The sequence below is a fragment of the Acaryochloris thomasi RCC1774 genome (assembly GCF_003231495.1).
Lineage (GTDB): Bacteria > Cyanobacteriota > Cyanobacteriia > Thermosynechococcales > Thermosynechococcaceae > RCC1774.
Window position 1 is genome coordinate 1 of sequence record NZ_PQWO01000024.1, and the last position, 17,199, is coordinate 17,199.

The 17,199-nt window shown below is 50.5% G+C and carries 14 protein-coding genes and 1 riboswitch; of the genes, 4 read left to right on the forward strand and 10 right to left on the reverse strand.

Annotated elements, in window-relative coordinates; genetic code table 11:
- Window positions 1-306: 306 nt before the first annotated feature.
- The 7 genes from C1752_RS23480 to C1752_RS23505 all read right to left on the reverse strand — a co-directional run bounded on the left by C1752_RS23480 (window position 307) and on the right by C1752_RS23505 (window position 8,222).
- Complete coding sequence (locus tag C1752_RS23480) at window positions 307-483, reverse strand: hypothetical protein (RefSeq protein ID WP_110988489.1); 177 nt, start codon at window positions 481-483, stop codon at window positions 307-309.
- A gap of 71 nt (window positions 484-554) precedes the next feature.
- Window positions 555-1,928 (reverse strand): aminopeptidase P family protein, encoded by a 1,374-nt coding sequence (locus tag C1752_RS23485; protein ID WP_110988490.1) that lies wholly within the window; start codon window positions 1,926-1,928, stop codon window positions 555-557.
- Window positions 1,925-2,992: a histidinol-phosphate transaminase gene (hisC, locus tag C1752_RS23490; RefSeq protein ID WP_110988491.1), complete on the reverse strand. Its 1,068-nt coding sequence runs from the start codon at window positions 2,990-2,992 to the stop codon at window positions 1,925-1,927. Before hisC ends, C1752_RS23485 begins: the two co-directional genes overlap by 4 nt.
- Window positions 2,989-3,354, reverse strand: a complete 366-nt coding sequence (locus C1752_RS23495) for an HAD family hydrolase (protein WP_110988492.1) — start codon at window positions 3,352-3,354, stop codon at window positions 2,989-2,991. The genes hisC and C1752_RS23495 overlap by 4 nt, the downstream gene beginning before the upstream one ends.
- A 151-nt stretch (window positions 3,355-3,505) precedes the next feature.
- Window positions 3,506-3,652, reverse strand: coding sequence for a hypothetical protein (locus tag C1752_RS28590; RefSeq protein WP_158535172.1), 147 nt, complete (start codon window positions 3,650-3,652; stop codon window positions 3,506-3,508).
- A gap of 110 nt (window positions 3,653-3,762) precedes the next feature.
- Complete coding sequence (locus tag C1752_RS23500) at window positions 3,763-4,251, reverse strand: hypothetical protein (RefSeq protein ID WP_110988493.1); 489 nt, start codon at window positions 4,249-4,251, stop codon at window positions 3,763-3,765.
- Window positions 4,252-4,553: 302 nt separating this feature from the next.
- The gene (locus C1752_RS23505; protein ID WP_110988494.1) at window positions 4,554-8,222 is read right to left on the reverse strand and encodes a hydantoinase B/oxoprolinase family protein; all 3,669 of its coding nucleotides are present in this window, start codon (window positions 8,220-8,222) and stop codon (window positions 4,554-4,556) included.
- Between the two features lie 275 nt (window positions 8,223-8,497).
- Here C1752_RS23505 and C1752_RS23510 point away from each other — a divergent pair, with 275 nt between their 5' ends.
- The 3 genes from C1752_RS23510 (at window position 8,498) to C1752_RS23525 (ending at window position 12,069) form a co-directional block, all read left to right on the forward strand.
- Complete coding sequence (locus C1752_RS23510; protein WP_110988495.1) at window positions 8,498-8,986, forward strand: cupin domain-containing protein; 489 nt, start codon at window positions 8,498-8,500, stop codon at window positions 8,984-8,986.
- 972 nt (window positions 8,987-9,958) lie between these two features.
- The gene (gene cysS, locus C1752_RS23520; protein WP_110988497.1) at window positions 9,959-11,446 is read left to right on the forward strand and encodes a cysteine--tRNA ligase; all 1,488 of its coding nucleotides are present in this window, start codon (window positions 9,959-9,961) and stop codon (window positions 11,444-11,446) included.
- 50 nt (window positions 11,447-11,496) lie between these two features.
- Window positions 11,497-12,069, forward strand: coding sequence for a P-loop nucleotide/nucleoside kinase family protein (locus C1752_RS23525; protein WP_110988498.1), 573 nt, complete (start codon window positions 11,497-11,499; stop codon window positions 12,067-12,069).
- 38 nt (window positions 12,070-12,107) lie between these two features.
- Here the strand turns inward: C1752_RS23525 and mutL are convergent, their stop codons facing one another.
- On the reverse strand, window positions 12,108-13,787 hold the full coding sequence (gene mutL, locus C1752_RS23530) for a DNA mismatch repair endonuclease MutL (RefSeq protein WP_110988536.1): 1,680 nt from the start codon (window positions 13,785-13,787) through the stop codon (window positions 12,108-12,110).
- Window positions 13,788-14,060: 273 nt separating this feature from the next.
- A riboswitch (cyclic di-GMP riboswitch) is annotated at window positions 14,061-14,151 on the forward strand.
- 104 nt (window positions 14,152-14,255) lie between these two features.
- Between mutL and C1752_RS29770 the strand changes: the two genes are divergently transcribed.
- Entirely contained in the window at window positions 14,256-14,381 is a 126-nt protein-coding gene (locus tag C1752_RS29770; RefSeq protein ID WP_274704536.1) for a hypothetical protein, read from the forward strand.
- Here C1752_RS29770 and C1752_RS23535 read toward each other — a convergent pair.
- Together C1752_RS23535 and C1752_RS23540 are read right to left on the reverse strand one after the other, a co-directional pair.
- Window positions 14,366-15,277, reverse strand: a complete 912-nt coding sequence (locus C1752_RS23535; RefSeq protein WP_110988499.1) for a DUF6999 family protein — start codon at window positions 15,275-15,277, stop codon at window positions 14,366-14,368. The two genes, C1752_RS29770 and C1752_RS23535, sit on opposite strands and share 16 nt — an antisense overlap.
- Before the next feature lies 1 nt (window position 15,278).
- A complete protein-coding gene (locus tag C1752_RS23540) occupies window positions 15,279-17,135 on the reverse strand; it encodes a beta-ketoacyl-ACP synthase III (protein ID WP_110988500.1) in 1,857 nt (618 codons plus the stop codon).
- Window positions 17,136-17,199 lie beyond the last annotated feature (64 nt).

The following is a 17,199-nucleotide window of genomic DNA, read 5'->3' on the forward strand; positions in this document are numbered from 1 at the left end:
CGCGCTACGCATATACATTAGGACTTTTTCCAAAAGCAGCATCAACACAATCTCAAAAGGTCTCAAACGCTCCCTAGCGCTGCTTTATCCAATTTTTGAGCACAAAACACCACCGCTCTATCTTGTTCAAGAGGCTGTCGTATCAACCGAAAACAGGTACCCTCTAATATATTGACTAATTAGTTAGGAGTTGCCGCCTTTCTCAAATGCATCAACGGGAAGTAAAATCTCGTGGTGCTTCTTGATGGCTTCTAGATGCTTGGGATCATGAATTTGAAACCGGATCTTTTGGATAATCTTGAGTGCTTAGTCACTGTTTTCTGGGTCTTGGGCCGTGAAGATTTGACTAATTGGAATACCTGATGGGACTTCAATGTCTTCGCTTTGATCCCTGGCCGTAACCATTTTTGTTGGTATCTCTAAACAACTATAGCGCTGACGAATTTGATGCAGGGTTTCAAGGCCACTGATTCCTGACGTCATTACGTCAAGTAGCACTAACGAGATCTCGGTTGTATCAAGTGGAACAGGAAACGTCTCGCCGGAAAGGTGTCTCAGATACAGCGATTCATATAGCTTTCTATCTGAGAGGGTACGCTGGGTAGAGCAGCAGTTAGGACTTCAGCACCTTTTGCTGTAATTAAAATGTCATCTTCGATGCGAATGCCCTGCACATCTTTAAATTTAACAAGCTGATCCCAGTTGATGCAGTCTTGGTAATGAGATTGTCGCTCTGGATTCTTCAGAAGACTCGGCACTTGATAGAAGCCAGGCTCGATGGTCACAATCATGCTCTTCTGCAGTGGGCGATCGAGCCTCAGGAAGCCGAGGCCAAAGCGATCGCATCTCTTCCTTCCGGGTGCATACCCAGCTAAATCTCCTAGATCCTCCATGTCGTGAACGTCTAACCCTAGTAAATGACCAACGCCGTGGGGAAAAAATAGGGCATGGGCATCCCGTTCCACGAGGGTTTCAGCTTTACCTTTGAGAATGCCGAGACTCACAAGACCCTCAGCCAACGTTAAGGCAGCTAGTAAGTGCAAGTCTCGAAATTCAACGCCAGGGGCCGCTTTTGCAATACAGATGTCGTGAGCTGCTAACACAATGTCGTAGATATCGTGTTGGGTGCTGGAAAAAGAGCCGGAGATCGGCCATGTGCGGGTCACATCTGAGGCCCAGCCCTCTTTCTCTGCGCCAACGTCGGCCAGCAGGAGGTCTCCGGCTCGGATGGGGCGATGGTAGCTCTGGTTATGCAGAACTTCGCCCTGCACGGTCACAATGCTGTTATAGGCACAGGTGAGGTTGTGGGCCATGATCACAGCTTCCATCGCCGCTCGGATCTCTGCTTCTGTTTGGGCGTTATAGGTAGCGGTCATTCCCGCTAGATGCGCCTTAACGGTTACCGCTGCTGCCTCTCGGATCGATGAGATCGCACTTTGATCGTGAATCATCCGCACGGCCACAATCGCCTTCGCTAGCTGGCGATTGTGGCCCTGTAGTTGTTTGGCGCTTCCTAGAGTGCGCCCGATCTGCTTTTCTTGGATCTGTCGTGTTGCAGAGTCTTGAACCGGAATCGTTGCTACATCTTGGGTCCAGCTTGCCAACTTACTGAGGGGATAGTCTTGATCTGCTCCCATCTGCTTGGCTATCTCTTGCCGTCGGGGACTGGGACCGTGCCAGAGAGCATCGTTAGCATCGGCGTCATCCATAAATAGGGTTAGCTTACCTGCCTCTAAGTGAATGGCAGCATTGGCAAGAGACCGGCCTGCAAAGAACAGAAAATGGCTGCTGGCTCGAAACGGAAATCGATTGGCTGGGAAGTTGCGCGGGCTTTCGCTGCCGGACCACAGAATTGCCGGACCACAGAAATGCTGAGCCAGTTTTTCTCGGCGCTGCTGCAGTACGACACGGGGGTCTGATGGGTTCATGAGGACTTCAGCGCAGATAGATAATGAGTAAAGTGTTGGCACAGAACGGCATTCTGTTCATCGGTGCCCACTGTGATTCTAAGCTTATCAACCACGCTGGGTAGATTGAAATGGCGCACCAAAATGTTTCGCTGCTTGAGCCACTGCTGGAGTTCTAGTGCCTTTGCGTCGGGATGCTGAATTAAAAGGAAATTGGTCTGAGAGGGCCAAACCCGAAAACCAAGCTGCTCTAAGTCATGGGCTAAGGTGCCCCGAGAGCGCTTGACCCGCTCAGCGTTTCTGTTTTTGTGATCTTGATCTTGAATGGCAGCCGTGCCGAGTAGAGTTGCTATTGCATCGACACAATAGCTATCTTTCACTTTGTTGAGGTCTTGAATGATTTGGGGATTGGCAATGGCAAATCCCAGCCGCAACCCCGCCAGTGAATATCCTTTAGATAGTGTCCTCAAAACAATGACATGGTCATGGTCTCGCACTAGCGCCAGCGCACTGGATTCAGCAAAATCAACATAGGCTTCATCAATAACTAGAACACCTGAGACTTGGACGGCCAGCTTCTCTAGCTGCTCAATCGGGATGGCTGTTCCCGAAGGACTATTGGGGGATGCGACCAACGTTACTGCCCCATCTGCTGTTGCCAATTGCGAGATCGGTAAATTGAAAGACTCATCGTAGGGAATCTCACAGGGCTGTACCCCTTGAAGCTGCGCCAATGTGCGATAGAGAACGTAGGTGGGCATTGGGTAGACCACCTTAGAGTTAGCGTCTACAAAAGCACGCATAATAATGCTCAGTAGGTCATCACTGCCGTTGGCAACCGTGATCCAATCAGGCGAGATATCGAAGACTGTACCTGCCGCCTCCCGGAACATTCGAGCGGAGGCATCGGGGTAGCGACGCAGCAGCTCCCCATCAATATTTTGGAGCGCCTCAAAAACGCGATCCGAGGGTGGATAAGGATTCTCATTGGTATTGAGCTTAATCACCGTGCTCCCTGGAGGGGGCTGTTCGCCAGGGGTATAGCCCGGTATTGTCTGTAAGTGAGGACGCAAGAAGGGTGTCATGGGCTGATCGCTGACTCTCTGGCAATGATTTGCTCGACAGCTCCCATTAAATCAGGTGCCAGTACGTCAGGCTGTGGATAAATAGAGAGATAGTCTCCTTCTCCAGCGGTGACAAAGGCCATCTTCAACCCAGCTCGAATTGCGCCAGCAATATCCCAGGTATGGGCGGCAACCATCCAAACGCTGCCTGCGATCTGCGGTAATAGCTGGTAAACCCGTGGATGGGGCTTGGTAATTTCAAGCTCATCGCAGGAATGGACTTCTGTGAAGTACTGCCGTGAGCCGGATTGCTCCAGAAGCTTTTGCGTTAGCTCGAGGCTGCCGTTGGTCAGGGCGATCACGTTCCAGCTGTTGAAAGACATCTAAGGCTCCCGGTACCAACTCTAGCTCACTGAAGGCAGAGACGATGTGCGACCGCACTTCGGCGCTTGTTTCTATCCCTAGCAATGCCAGCGTTCGAGGCAACTCCGCCTCTAATACTTGCTTGAGAGGCCGATATCCATCGGCATGGGACTAAGCGAAGGCATCTCTCAGAGCTTGGGCAAACCAGAGCTGTAGTGCGTATTTTGGTGCGCCTAATGCTAGTAGACGCTCCTGTGGGCGATCTAAGCTAAAGCAGGTTCCAATTATGTCGAATGCAATCGTGTTGGAAGCGGCCATATTCAGTCCAGAACAATCTTTGCAGGATTTAGGTGACGATTTCAGATCGTCTTCACTGTCGATCGCAACTGGAATAGGAGCTAGATTGCTAAATCTACGAGCCTAAAAACTTATGCAAAGGCTAGATCTGCGGGTGTTCCACCGCCAGCCTGGCCGAGCTGGTGCTGCCAAGCCATTTCAATGGTGCTAGGTAAGACACCGACCAGCTTCGCTAAAATTTCATGGGGAATGGTGCGAATCTCGTTAAGATCAAATTGCTGCTGACGGAACATTTCAAGAACGGCAATGGCCCGTTTCAGGGGGACTTCGTCACAGAGCGTTTGGATCGCGGCAATATCGTCCATGCGACGCTCAAAAGCTTGCTGCCGATCTTCTTTGCTCTCTGGAACCGTAAATTCTGCTTTGCCCAGAGTGTGAATTGTGACGCACTGGACGTCAAACATGCCGCCAATCGCTGCTCCAGGGCCTACAAATTCAGCATGAAATGGCTTCTGCAAAATTAAGCCTGCAGGTTGATGCTGGGATAACGCCAGTAGCTGTCCACTTTTTAACAACTCAATGGGTTGGGTATTCCGTTTATCAACTGCAGCTTGATTCATAATCTTTTTGTGATCGGCAACTTTTCTGTGTTCAATTTTGACTATTAAGTGACTAGACCTTTAAGCCTCTAAATGTGGGAGATTGAGATGGTTCTCTAGACTGCCTTGGCATTGATTTGTATCAATGCGGTTAGGGAGTATATAAATGAGTCGCTTAAACGCTATTGACTAAAGTATGGGTGGGGATGCCCTTCTATAATTTTCTTCGCTTTTATATAAAGCTGACTTCGGTGTTTACACCTAATGTCTCGATATATGTATTGTTCCCAATTGGAGGGGGGTACAAGACATTTGCGTGCGAGTTAAGTAGACGGATCAAGGATTGTTGTTCCTGTTTGATCTTCTGCTCTTGAAAAGTAACCACCGCCCCCTGGCGTCTTAATGGTCAGCGTATCGCCGATCTGTACCGTTCTTGTGGTGCATCCAGCGAGCTTCGTTAGATGTCCCTGATGCTTTAGTTGGTTCTGCCCCGTTTTGCCAGACTGTCCTCCCTGGAGGCCAAAGGGAGCTACTCTGCGGTGACCCGATAGAATGGAGACCGTCATCGGTTCTAAAAAACGAAACTGGCGAATAACGCCATCTCCCCCCGAGTATTGCCCTTGACCGCCGCTTTGAGGTCTAAGGCCAAAGTGTTCTAACCTGACCGGGAACCGCCATTCCAAAATCTCGGGGTCAGTGAGGCGAGAGTTGGTCATGTGCGTTTGCACCGCATCTGCTCCGTTGAAGTTCGGCCCCGCTCCTGAGCCTCCGCAGATGGTTTCGTAATACTGACAGTTCTCGTTGCCAAAGGTGAGGTTATTCATGGTGCCTTGGCTGGCGGCCAGTTTCCCTAAAGCGCCGTACAGTGCATTGACGATGGCTTGAGAGGTTTCGACGTTGCCTGCCACGATGGCTGCCGGGGGCTTGGGATTTAAAAAGCAATCCTCAGGGATATATATTTCGATGGGTTTAAGACAGCCTGCATTGAGGGGGATATCGGTGGATACTAGGGTGCGAAAGACGTAGAGAACGGCTGCTTTTGCGATCGCAACTGGCGCATTAAAGTTGTCGTCCTGCTGAGGTGAAGTCCCACTGAAGTCAACACGAGCGCTACGCGTTGGAGCATGCACTGTGATCGCCACCTGAATCTGTCGCTCGCCATCCATCACGTAAGTAAACTGCCCATCCTGCAGGTGATCAATCACGCGCCGCACTGACTGTTCCGCATTCTGCTGCACATGCTCCATGTAAGTCTGCACCGTTGATAGACCGTAGTGATTGACCATCTTGAGCAGTTCTTGGACACCGCATTGATTGGCCGCAATCTGGGCCTGCAGATCTGCTAGATTTTGGTCTGGGTTTCGAGCGGGGTGGGGATGCTCTGTTAACAACCTCCGAAACGTTACTGCTTGAAGCTTTCCTTGCTCAACGACTCGGAATGGTGCGATCAACACCCCTTCCTCTTCGAGGCTTTTGCTGTGGGCAGGCATTGAACCCGGCGTGATGCCCCCAATATCGGCATGGTGTCCTCGCGAAGCTACATAGAACAGACGTTCTGACTCGATAAAGACGGGAGTGACTACCGTAATGTCAGGTAAATGAGTCCCGCCACTGTAGGGATCATTAAGAACGTAGACATCTCCTTGCTGGAGTCGATCGCCTGCGGTCTCAATTACAGACTGAACGCTATCTTCCATTGAACCTAGGTGAACGGGGATGTGGGGGGCATTAGCGATTAGCTGCCCTTTACCGTCGAATAGTGCACAGGAAAAATCTAAACGTTCTTTGATGTTGACGGAATAGCTGGTGTTTTGTAGCGTGACGCCCATCTGCTCGGCAATGGCTCGAAACAAATTATTGAAGATCTCTAATAGGACCGGATCCGGTGTGTCGGAGGATATTGGAAAGGGTTTAGGGTTTAGGGCCTCGGAGACTGCAGGAGCTAGAGCTAGCACTGCCGCTGATCGCGTGATCAGCAAATGCTGTTGCGGAATCACTTGGGCTTGCCAGCCAGGTTCAATCACGTTGGTGCCAGTGGCTTCCATAATCAAAGCAGGGCCATCAATCTGATCGCCAGGGCGCAGGTCTTGACGTTGATAAATGAGAGTCTCATGCCAACGATTGTACGTGAAGATCTGTGTGCTTGAGATTGCCTGAGCCGGTCTAGAACGCTGGGGGAGATCTTGTAAATCTGCAGTTTTTGGAGTGGTGGCGATGCCTTCTACTGATAGTGATTCCACTATTAGTGCTCGGTCAGAAACGATGAATCCATAGCGCTGCTGGTGCAGGGTTTCAAATTCAGCTTGCATCATCGCTGGGTCTGCGAGATCTACTAGTAGTGGCGCGTCAGTGCCGGTGTAGCGGAGATAGAGTTGCGATCGCAACTCAACTTCATCCCTCACTACCCCCTGCTGTAAAAGATCATTCGCCACCATCGTCTTCAGCTTCTCTAAGTCCGATTCCAGTTGAGTGAGTCCTTCTGAAAGCAAAACCTCCACCGTTTGCTGCCGACTGGCCCGCAGATCGGCCAGCCCCATCCCAAACGCCGACAGCACCCCTGCAAAGGGATGAATCAAAATCTCTTGGATTCCTAAAACTTCAGCAATCTGACAGACATGCTGTCCCCCCGCACTCCCAAAGCAGCACAGCGTGTAGTCCGAAACATCGTGGCCCCGCTGCAGCGAGATTTTCTTAATCGCATTCGCCATGTTCTCCACTGCGATGGTCAGGAATCCTGCCGCTACCTGCTCTGGCGTCTGCACCTGTTTCGTCTCGCTCTGGATGCGCCGCGCCAGTTTCGCAAACGCTCGTTGAACTGGCTCTATATCTAACGGCAGATTGTGCTCGGGACCAAACACCTGTGGGAAGAACTGCGGCTGAATTTTACCCACCATCACATTGCAGTCCGTCACCGTCAGCGGCCCACTCTGTCGATAGCAAGTTGGTCCAGGACTTGCGCCTGCCGATTCCGGCCCGACCCGGAACCTGGACCCATCAAAATTTAGAATCGAGCCGCCCCCTGCCGCAACCGTGTGGATATCCAGCATGGGGGTTCGCAATCGCACCCCGGTTAGCTCCGTCTCCAGGACTCGTTCATAGCTTCCCTGATAGTGGCAAACATCTGTAGAGGTGCCGCCCATATCGAAGCCAATCAGTTGAGTGCGACCCGCCAACGCGCAGGTTTGCACTGCCCCCACCACACCGCCAGCCGGACCTGAAAGAATGCTGTCTTTCCCTTGAAAATACTGGGCATCTACGAGGCCACCGCTGGACTGCATAAACATCAGGCGAGTGTCTCCCAACTCCGCTACCGTTCGGTTTACATAGCGTCGCAGAATGGGAGAAAGATAGGCATCGACGACGGTGGTGTCGCCCCGGCTCACGAGTTTGATCAGGGGACTGATTTGGTGAGAGACAGAAATTTGGGTAAAGCCCATCTCTTTTGCCAGGTCGGCGACCTGCTGCTCGTGGTCGGGGTAGCGATAGCTGTGGAGACATGCGATCGCACAGCTCCGAATGCCGTCATCATAGGCGACCTGCAAATCTGCCCGAGCTGCCTCTAAATCTACCGGCTGCAGCTCTTCGCCGTGGGCGCTATAGCGTTCGTTAACTTCAACCACCTGCTCGTACAGCATCTCCGGCAGGACAATCTCTAGAGCAAAGATATCGGGGCGATGCTGATCGCCAATCCGCAGCAAATCGGCAAAGCCCTTGGTTGTGATCAATAGGTTGCGATCGCCTTTTCGTTCTAACAGCGCATTGGTTGCCACCGTGGTCCCCATTTTCACCACCTCAATTTTCTCTGTTGGGAGAGGTTGGTCTGCTTTGATACCCATCAGCTCTCGAATTCCCTGCAGTGCTGCATCTGGGTAGACAGATGGATTCTCAGAGAGCAGCTTATGAACGCTTCGTGAACCGTCTGGCTTGCGAGCCACAATGTCGGTAAAGGTGCCGCCGCGATCGATCCAAAATTGCCATCGGAAATTCGTCATTTGTTGTGCCAGTCTCTTTACTGCATTGTCTCGAAAAGAGATGGCATCTCTTGGGTCAATTTACACAACTTGGCTAGCTGACACTTGCAACTGTAGATAAAGCTATTCGTGTCTATTACGTCATAGTCCCGTAGATATGCAGATCGACATCGACAAAACGGTGCTTTCAATCTTCAAAGATTAAGGTTTGCTCAAGCTCTTTACTGAAGAATGTCTGTTAGCGTGGCGCTATAGGCTCAAATGTGCTGCAACATAACTAAACATTGGTGTTCACGATGTCAACTTTACTGACCCCACCCGCTGTACGTACACTGACATCTAATGCCTCTGACCACTGCATGATTCCGGTCGTAAAGACACCAGCAGACTATAGAGCCTTCCGAATTCATAATCACGATACAAACCGGCTGGCGATTATCTTTGACCCCAATAATGCCGCCGCGTCGCTGACGGTCTGTGTCGAAATCTTCGATCCGGGTGGAGCAACGCCTCCTAATCGTCATCAAATTGCAGTGGAGATGTTTTTTATCCTTGAAGGCCAAGGGATTGCGAGCTGTGATGGCAAAGAGGTTTGCATTCAAGCCGGTGACAGCTTACTCGTGCCGCCGACCGGTACCCACCAAATTATCAATACAGGTGCAGGACGGCTCTATGCCCTTTGCTTTATGGTGCCGAACGAAGACTTTGTTGAACTGATTCAAAGCGGTGTGCCTGTGGAACTAGACGAAGAAGATCTGCGGGTTCTTCAACGGGTCCGTCGCTAAATCAGTACAACCTTTAAGAAAGGAAGCGTCTTTTACAGACATAACTTGTGTATACCTAAATTCTGTCTACTCCAACCCATCATTTAAGAAGTGCATACAGTTTGAGAAATACCTTATGCCTACGCTCGCCATCTAGGTTGTGAGCTAGATTTTTTGCAGTTTAGGCCGCGAACATCTCGCCTATCAAAAGCTGAGACTGTGTAGAGACAGCTACTTTTGAAAAGTTAGAATGGCAACTGCTAATTATCGTTGCTGTTGCATCAAGTTTTGGCTATGTTGTCGCAGGCGAAGACCAAGTAGTATTTTCTTCAAGGTTGCCACCTGTGGGTAACTCTCGAGACTGTTCAGTATTGTAGCCTTCAACTGTATCGTTGATGATTACTGCAGACCACTGATGACAACAGCGCGGGCAGGTTCTAGTTCCTTCGAGACGGTAGATTAGCTGACCGTCTTGAATCTGCGTTTCGACTGTCTCCGGACTCAAATTGGCAGATTGGGGCCAAGGTAGATTAAGGCCGCAACAGGGGCAATCATGTTCCGAGTCATTTTCTTTGCTGCGCAGAAAGCCCCAACTCTTCCAAAAGTGTCGGTAGAACATTTCTTTCATTAACCATATAACTTCAGGCTCTACGCTAGTGTTCCCTTGTCTCTTCACAATATTGACACTGAAGAAAATATTTTCCTCCGAAAATAAAATAATAACTTGTATTTCACCTGTACCAATAGTGCCTCTTTTTTATGAAGCGCAGGGACGGTCTTTAAAAAAGTTGCAGTTGTACGTAAAAGTTTACTTTTTCGACGCATATCACATGCTAACAATGAAATCTTGTCATCTTCGGCGCGACAAGACAGAATGTTGTCTGAAATCACGTGTGTTTCTTTTGACTCTTGTCTCACGATACGGTTGAGCGCTAGCTTGATGATGGGCGATAGGCTTTCTACCGCTGACTTTTACCTTAGGTGTCTTACCCTATGCCGTTGACGCTTTACAACACGCTCACTCGCCAAAAAGAAACTTTTGAGCCAATTGCTCTGGGTAAAGTCCGCTTTTACTGTTGTGGTGTCACGGTCTATGACTATTGCCACCTGGGGCATGCCCGCTCTTACATTGTCTGGGATGTGGTGCGGCGTTACCTGCAGTGGTGTGGGTATGACGTGCAGTATGTGCAGAATTACACCGACATTGATGACAAAATTCTCAAGCGTGCCCGCGAACAAAACGAAGATTGGCAGGTGATTACCCAGCGATATATCACTGCATACCAAGAAGATATGAGTCGGCTCAATATTTTACCTGCGGATGTTTATCCGAAGGCTACTGAGTTTATCCCTCAAATGATTGCGTTGATTGAGTCTCTGGAGCAGCGGGGTCATGCCTATGCTGCGGAGGGTGATGTCTACTACGCGGTCGAAAAATTCCCGGGGTATGGCAAATTATCGGGCCGTAAGCTTGATCAGATGGAGGTGGGGGCTAGCGGCAGGGTGCAAGCTGATGTACGGAAGCGCCACCCCCTCGATTTCGCATTGTGGAAGGCGACAAAACCTGGTGAACCGGCTTGGGACTCTCCTTGGGGGGCTGGACGTCCGGGTTGGCACCTTGAATGCTCGGCAATGGCTAAGGACTGTCTGGGGACTGAAATCGATATTCATGCCGGCGGGTCCGATCTAACTTTTCCGCATCATGAGAATGAAATTGCCCAGTCTGAGGCGTCGGGGTCTGAGCGCTTGGCGCGTTACTGGATGCACAATGGGTTTGTGAATGTGGGGGGAGAAAAGATGTCAAAGTCTTTGGGAAACTTCACCACGATTCGTCAATTGTTAGACAGCCCGATTCCGGCGTTGGATGGCGCGTTGTTTCATCCGATGGCGATGCGTCTGTTTGTGCTGCAGGCGCAGTATCGCAAGCCGATTGATTTTACCGATGATGCTGTGATTGCGGCGAATCAGAGCTGGCAAACGCTGCGGGATGGGCTGCTGTTCGGGTTTGACTATGGTGGTCAACTGGGATGGTCTGATGTTGAAGATCAAGACTTTGGCGATTCGGCTGCCATGCGGATGCCAGAGGGGGCATTGGTTGAGCGCTTCAAGGTGGCAATGGATGATGACTTTAATACATCCAGTGCTTTGGTGGTGTTGTTTGAGTTGGCGAAAGAGTTGCGGCGGGTTGGCAATGTATTAACCCATCAGGGAGAGATTAGTGAGACGGCTGATGAGTTGCGAGGTCGGTGGCAAACGTTGGTTTGCTTGGCACAGGTGCTGGGTTTGGAAGTTCAACCAGAGGCGAAGGCAGATCCGGTGGGAACTGGTGATGATGAAATTGAGGAACTGATTGCCCTGCGGCAGGCTGCTCGGCAGGCGAAGGATTTTGCAGAGAGCGATCGCATCCGTGATCAGCTTACAGCTCAGGGCATCACGCTTATTGACCAAGCTGGAGGCGTCACAAGCTGGCATCGATCATAAAAGATGAAATTTAGATAGGTTTCAGCAGCCATGAGAAACTCAGATTTTCGATGAAGAAACCTTTTGTTGTCGTCGTGACAGGCCGACCGGGGTCAGGAGAAACAACTTTGGCCCATCTTTTGGCTAACCGAATTCACTGTCCGGCATTTTGCCGCGATGAATTCAAGGAAGGTTTCGTGCATACTGTGGGGGGAAACCACGAATCGCTGGGCCAAGACGTGAATTGGGATATCTATGAAACCTTCTTTGAGACTGTCGATTTTGTGGCTTCAAAGGGAATTAGCCTTGTGATCGAAGCGGCGTTCCAGCATAAGCTCTGGGCACCTAAGTTACTCCCACTGACGCAGATTGCTAACGTTTCTCTCGTCATCTGCACCGTCGCTCCGGGCTTGGCAAGATCTCGATGTATCGAAAGAAGCACGAAGGATATGACTCGAGAGCGCTTTCACGGTGACTCGGCTATACTCGCCGCTAAAGAAGGAACTGAATTGTCGAAGTTTGATTACTGTCCACCCGCGCTGCCTGTGCCGTTGCTCTCTGTTGACACCACGGATGGCTATTGCCCTGATGTGGATGAAATTATCTCCTTTGCCATGCAGTCAAGTCGTGCTGTAGACCTTTGACATATTTTATAAGTGGATCGTGTCACTCAGATCGCAGCTCAAATACCATGACTCTTACCAATCACCCAATGTCGTCGGAAGAATCGAGCTAGATTTGTCTCTTCAAGAGAAAGGTAAATTGGACGACCGTGGGGACAGGTTCGAGGACGTTGAGTACGCTGCCATTGATCTAACAGCGTTTGCATCTCTGGTAAGGCAAGCGGGGTGCCGTTGCGAATCGCGCTACGACAGGCTGTGGCAACCAATGCTGCATCTAGCTCTGTACATTGACTTAGTTCCAGTAGAGCTTCCTGGCAGTCAGAACGTTTGGCTAGCGGTTCAGGTGCAGAGCGAATCGCCCACAAGTGTGGACCGAAGATCTCTATCTCTAGTCCAAAATGAGTTAACTGGTTAACTTGCTGTTCAGTGAGATCTGGCAGCATGATTGGGGGCGTTAGCGGTACCAACTGCCAATCTTTCTGGAGCTGTTCGTAGAGAACGCGCTCGTGAGCAATGTGTTGTTCTATGAGCCACATGCCGCTCGTATGCTCGGCCAAAATGTAGGTTTGATGAAGCTGTGCGATCGCACGTAGTTCATGCAGCCTCTCATGGTCTTCCTCAGTGTTAGACAACAGCGAAGACTGTTGTAGGTTATATACACCTTTACCTTCTGCGACCTTCACTAACTGCTGAATTTTTTGACTGTGTCCTGCATCAGCATCGTCTGGAATCTTGAGCAGCTCTTGAATCACCGCTGCTACCCGCTGCTGCCACTGTTCAAGATCTCGAAGGTAAATATCGGTTTTTGCCGGATGACGGTTCCAGTCAACCTGCTCGGGTTCGATGTATAGATGTATAAAACACAGTGGATATCGATGGCGTGGCAGGGTTTGCCGAAAGTTGCGTAAAATCGTCTGCTCTAGTGGTCTTAGGGCCGTAAAATTATCGTCGCCGCTCACCTGTACGCAGCGTCCATTGACGGCCACTCGCACCCAGTCGGGACGGTGGCGGTGGCAGCGGTCGGGTAGACCCAGCAAAACTTCTAAGTATTCTGTACCGTTATTGAACGGAACTTTTAGGCAGCGCAGATCTCCAGGGTCGAGGGTGCTGAGAATCTGGGGCAAGATGTCTTGAGCTGTTTGACCGGGGGCGATGCTAAACCATTGACGCTCGCCTTGATAGACCTGCCACGTGATCTGGGGATGGCACAGGGCATGGCTGTGGATAACGGCCTGAATGCTCCGTAACTGCTGCGTTAGAGAGGGAAGAGCCTGTTTGCGGGCCGGCCAGTCCCAAAAAAGTTGGTCTACCGTGGCGATAGTACCGGATGCGATCGCAACCTGATTCACCTCCGCTACTTGTCCCTGCCGGTCATAGGTAACCTGCCATCCTTCATCACCCCTGCGACTACAGATATTAAGTTGGCCCACCTGAGTCAAGCTATGGAGGGCTTCACCCCGAAATCCTAACGTTCTAATCTGCGAGAGATCACCACTCCGCAGCTTGCTGGTCGTGTGCGGAGCCGCCGCCTGCTTGAGATCGGCCCAGCTTAGCCCTACTCCATTATCAGAAACTTTAATGCGCCAGTTATCCGGCCACAGGGCAATGACAATCCGAGTGGCTTGGGCATCGATTGCATTATCAATCAGCTCTCGCACGACTGCAGCCGGTGAATCAATCACCTCTCCGGCTGCGATGCGATGCACCAGTTCCGTCGATAGGGGTTGAATCCCAGTCAATCCTAAACTTTCTCCAAGAATCACCCTTTTATCTTGACCGATTCCGGGACCATTCGTTGCCGTTGTCAATTGAGCCGTTTGAGGTTGGCGAATAATCAGTGCAGCGAGTGAAGTTCTGTTCAGATGCCATTTCTGAGGGCTGTCTGTTACCTTTGCGACAAAAGTACAAATAACTTAGGCAATGTTCCGTATTTATACGGTGATACTCTTTGGGTAGAGAAATTAGTATAGATTTATCGGGCTGTCATACCCCCCGCATATAGCCCAGCTGAGTCCCCGAAATGGCAACTTGTTCCGAAAGGGCAAGACGCAAACTAGCAGACCTAAAAACCATCTTAGGGGTATGGATGCTGTTAGTTCCGAAGGGGCTTTACATAATCAACAAAAAGCCTCCGCCTTCTGGGTGGGGGCTTTTTGCTGCTTTGAATTAACTTTTCAAGTATCCCGGCTCTATGAATCTTCAAACCAATGCTGCCACGGACACAGCGAGTTAAGCCTCGCATGAAGCCGTTGAACAAAGCTGCGATCGCACCTACTGCTGAGATCAAAGGCCCACGCTTTTGCCCGAGCTTCAAAGCTTATCGGCTGGCTTGATAAAGTTCTAAATAGCGGTGCAGATATTCCGTTAGTAGGCCGTGGAGAAAGAGATCTCTGGCAGCGTTAAAGGGACTGTTGGGAATCAGCGGATGGCGATTGGTGATCACATGGTTCCAGCGGCTGTCTCCTGTCAGGTTGCTGATATAAAGGCCAAAATTCTCATCGAGCTGCAGTGATAAAACCGCTCGGGCAAACTCATCGCTTGTTAAACAAAGGGAATAAAAGACCTTGAATAGCTCGATCGCGGATTCGAGATCGAGAATCCTGCACCAGCGGCGCTTGTCAAAGTCAATATTGACTTCAATGGGCTGAATACTATCGAAGCATAACCCTCGCTCTTGAACCGCTGCCAGCCACTGGGGATGTTCTTCTTGGGCCTGGTGATAGTCCCAAACGAAGTTATACAGAATCAGATCATGTTCTAGAAACGCCATGCGGTCGGCTAAGTCATGGACCGTTTTTGGGTACAGGGTTGAGCGTTCAATTTCAGGATCGGGACCATTCTCAATTAAGAAATTAGCGATGTTAGATCCGAGGCCGATGTGGCGAATAATCAGGTAGCAGGCTTCGGGCGTAACGAAGTGATTGAGAAAGAAAGCCGCAACCTGATGCATCAAGCGATAGGCTCGGAACTGGAATGGTAATAGACGCTTGATCGTCATGATGATGGCGAGGAAGATATTTGCGATCGCTTTAATTGGAATCAGCAAATAGCTCCGGGTCCAGTGCTGCAAATCCTTGAGCATGTAGGATTTCGCCACTGGATCGAGGGGAATCGCCTGATCGATGTATAAAACATCCCAAGTGTTCGGATCACGGCGATTATAGGGTTGAGGAGTATAGACGGGCGACTCGGAGCAACCCGGCGGCGTCTGGGAAGAGGTATGTGGCATGTTATTCAATCTCCTCTAGCTGAAGTCGATAGAGTCGGGCCGTGACTTGAGCCGTTTTGAAAATTCTCTGGGCAATGTCGTCCGTCATCCAGTCAGCCTGCAGCAGTGCATCGAGCTTTTGTAGGTGCGATGCGTCGTTGTCGCCGTGGTAGGCCAAAAAAGAAACCTGCTCCGTCGATAGATTTAGCGTGGCCTGGATTCGCTTTGCCCATTGTCCGGCAAGCTGGTTGCCAACCCCTTCAATGATCATCATGCTGCCGATCAGATCAACGGGGTCGAGCTGAGAAGCTTTATGGAAGATAAAGGCTGAGAGAGCTTCACCACCAATGTTCTTTTGGGCATTGAGAATCTCTATGGGGTTACCGCCTACCGCAACATAATTCTGCTCTAGCATTTGGAAGTCTCGATGCTCTTCTTGAGCATGTTTGATAAAGGTGGAGCGGAGCTGAAAGTCTGTGAAATTAGAGGCTGCCCGGGCAATCCACCTTGCACCCTCAGCAACCTGTGGACGCAGGTTACGCAGCAGCGCCTGATAGTCCTCGAGCGAGAAGGTGCCGTTATGGAGCCTATGCACGAGGGGCACTGAGCGAAGTTGGCGCTCGAACTCAAGCCACGTTAAGGTGAGTTGACGCAGTAGATCGGCTGATTTTGATACCTCTATGGGGGCTGGCTGTTGCTTGCTCTCAGGTTTGTTGACTGAGGAGAATTGAGGACTTGCCGGTAAAGATTGGGGCTTAGCCTGCACAACGGTTAGCATCATGTATGCGGTAGTAAATCGTCCGCTTTCGGGTACGAAACAAAAGATTTTTTGGTCGGCCTGTAGTTTGCCGGAATGGAATAATTCTTCCAGCATCAGATAAATCGAAGCACAGCCGGTATTGCCCCTTGTGTAGAGGTTCGTAAACCATTTGTGTTCAGGAATCATGCAGTTGGCTTTCTCCAGCAGGTCCACAATTTTGCTTTTGAAGAAGTGAGAGGAATAGTGACAGAGCAGCCAATCGATCTCTTGCGGATTCACACGACCCATTTCAATTAACTTCAGCCAGCCTTCAACCCCGAGCTTGACCACCTGATCTAGTAGCCGAGTATTTTGGCGGAGATTCATGGCTCCAGCCTGGGCGGCTTCGATATAGGAAGGATAGTCTAGCCAGCTTTTATGACCATCTACGGACCCAGCAGACATGCAGACGGGATAGGCATTGGCATGAGAGATCAGTTCAATCCAATCGACGCGTAGGCTCAAACCTTTTGGGTTAGGGCGATCTTGAAGAATGAAGGCTCCGGCTCCGTCTGAGAGCATCCAGCGCAGGAATTCGGTATCGAAGGGGAGTGAGGCACCGGTCTGAATGGAGGTTTCGGCTTCAAATTTGGTGTGCTTGAACAATCGTGAGGCGAACTCGGAAGCAGTTGAGATCGCATTCTTTCGTTTCCCCAACTCAAGCTGCGAGATCGCATAGTTAAGTGCCGCAACGCCAGAACAGCAAACGCCTTGGGTCGAAACAATCTCCAATGGTGACAGCTCGGGCAGTTCACCATGAACCATACTGGCAAATCCGGGTACTAAGAGGTCTGGGAGTGTCGTTCCACAGGCAAGGAGGTCAACCTCTTGAGCCATCAGTGGAGCATTGGCTAAGCCATCTCGAACGGCATGGGCTGCCATTTGACTGTTGGAATAGCAGGTTTTTTGCTGCGCATCGATCGCGTAATAGCGCTGCTGGATGCCGTTGCGCTTGAGAACACATTTTCTGGCTCTAGAGGGTTGACCGTTGACCTGGCCAAGGTGGGCTTCTATTTCATGGTTGGGAATTGCATCCCCCGGCAGAAACTTTCCGATCTCATTGATATAGGCACTGGGCATAGGTAAATCTTCCTCAACTGGATAGCCCCATCCTGTCGTCTCAATTTATGAATATACAATGATC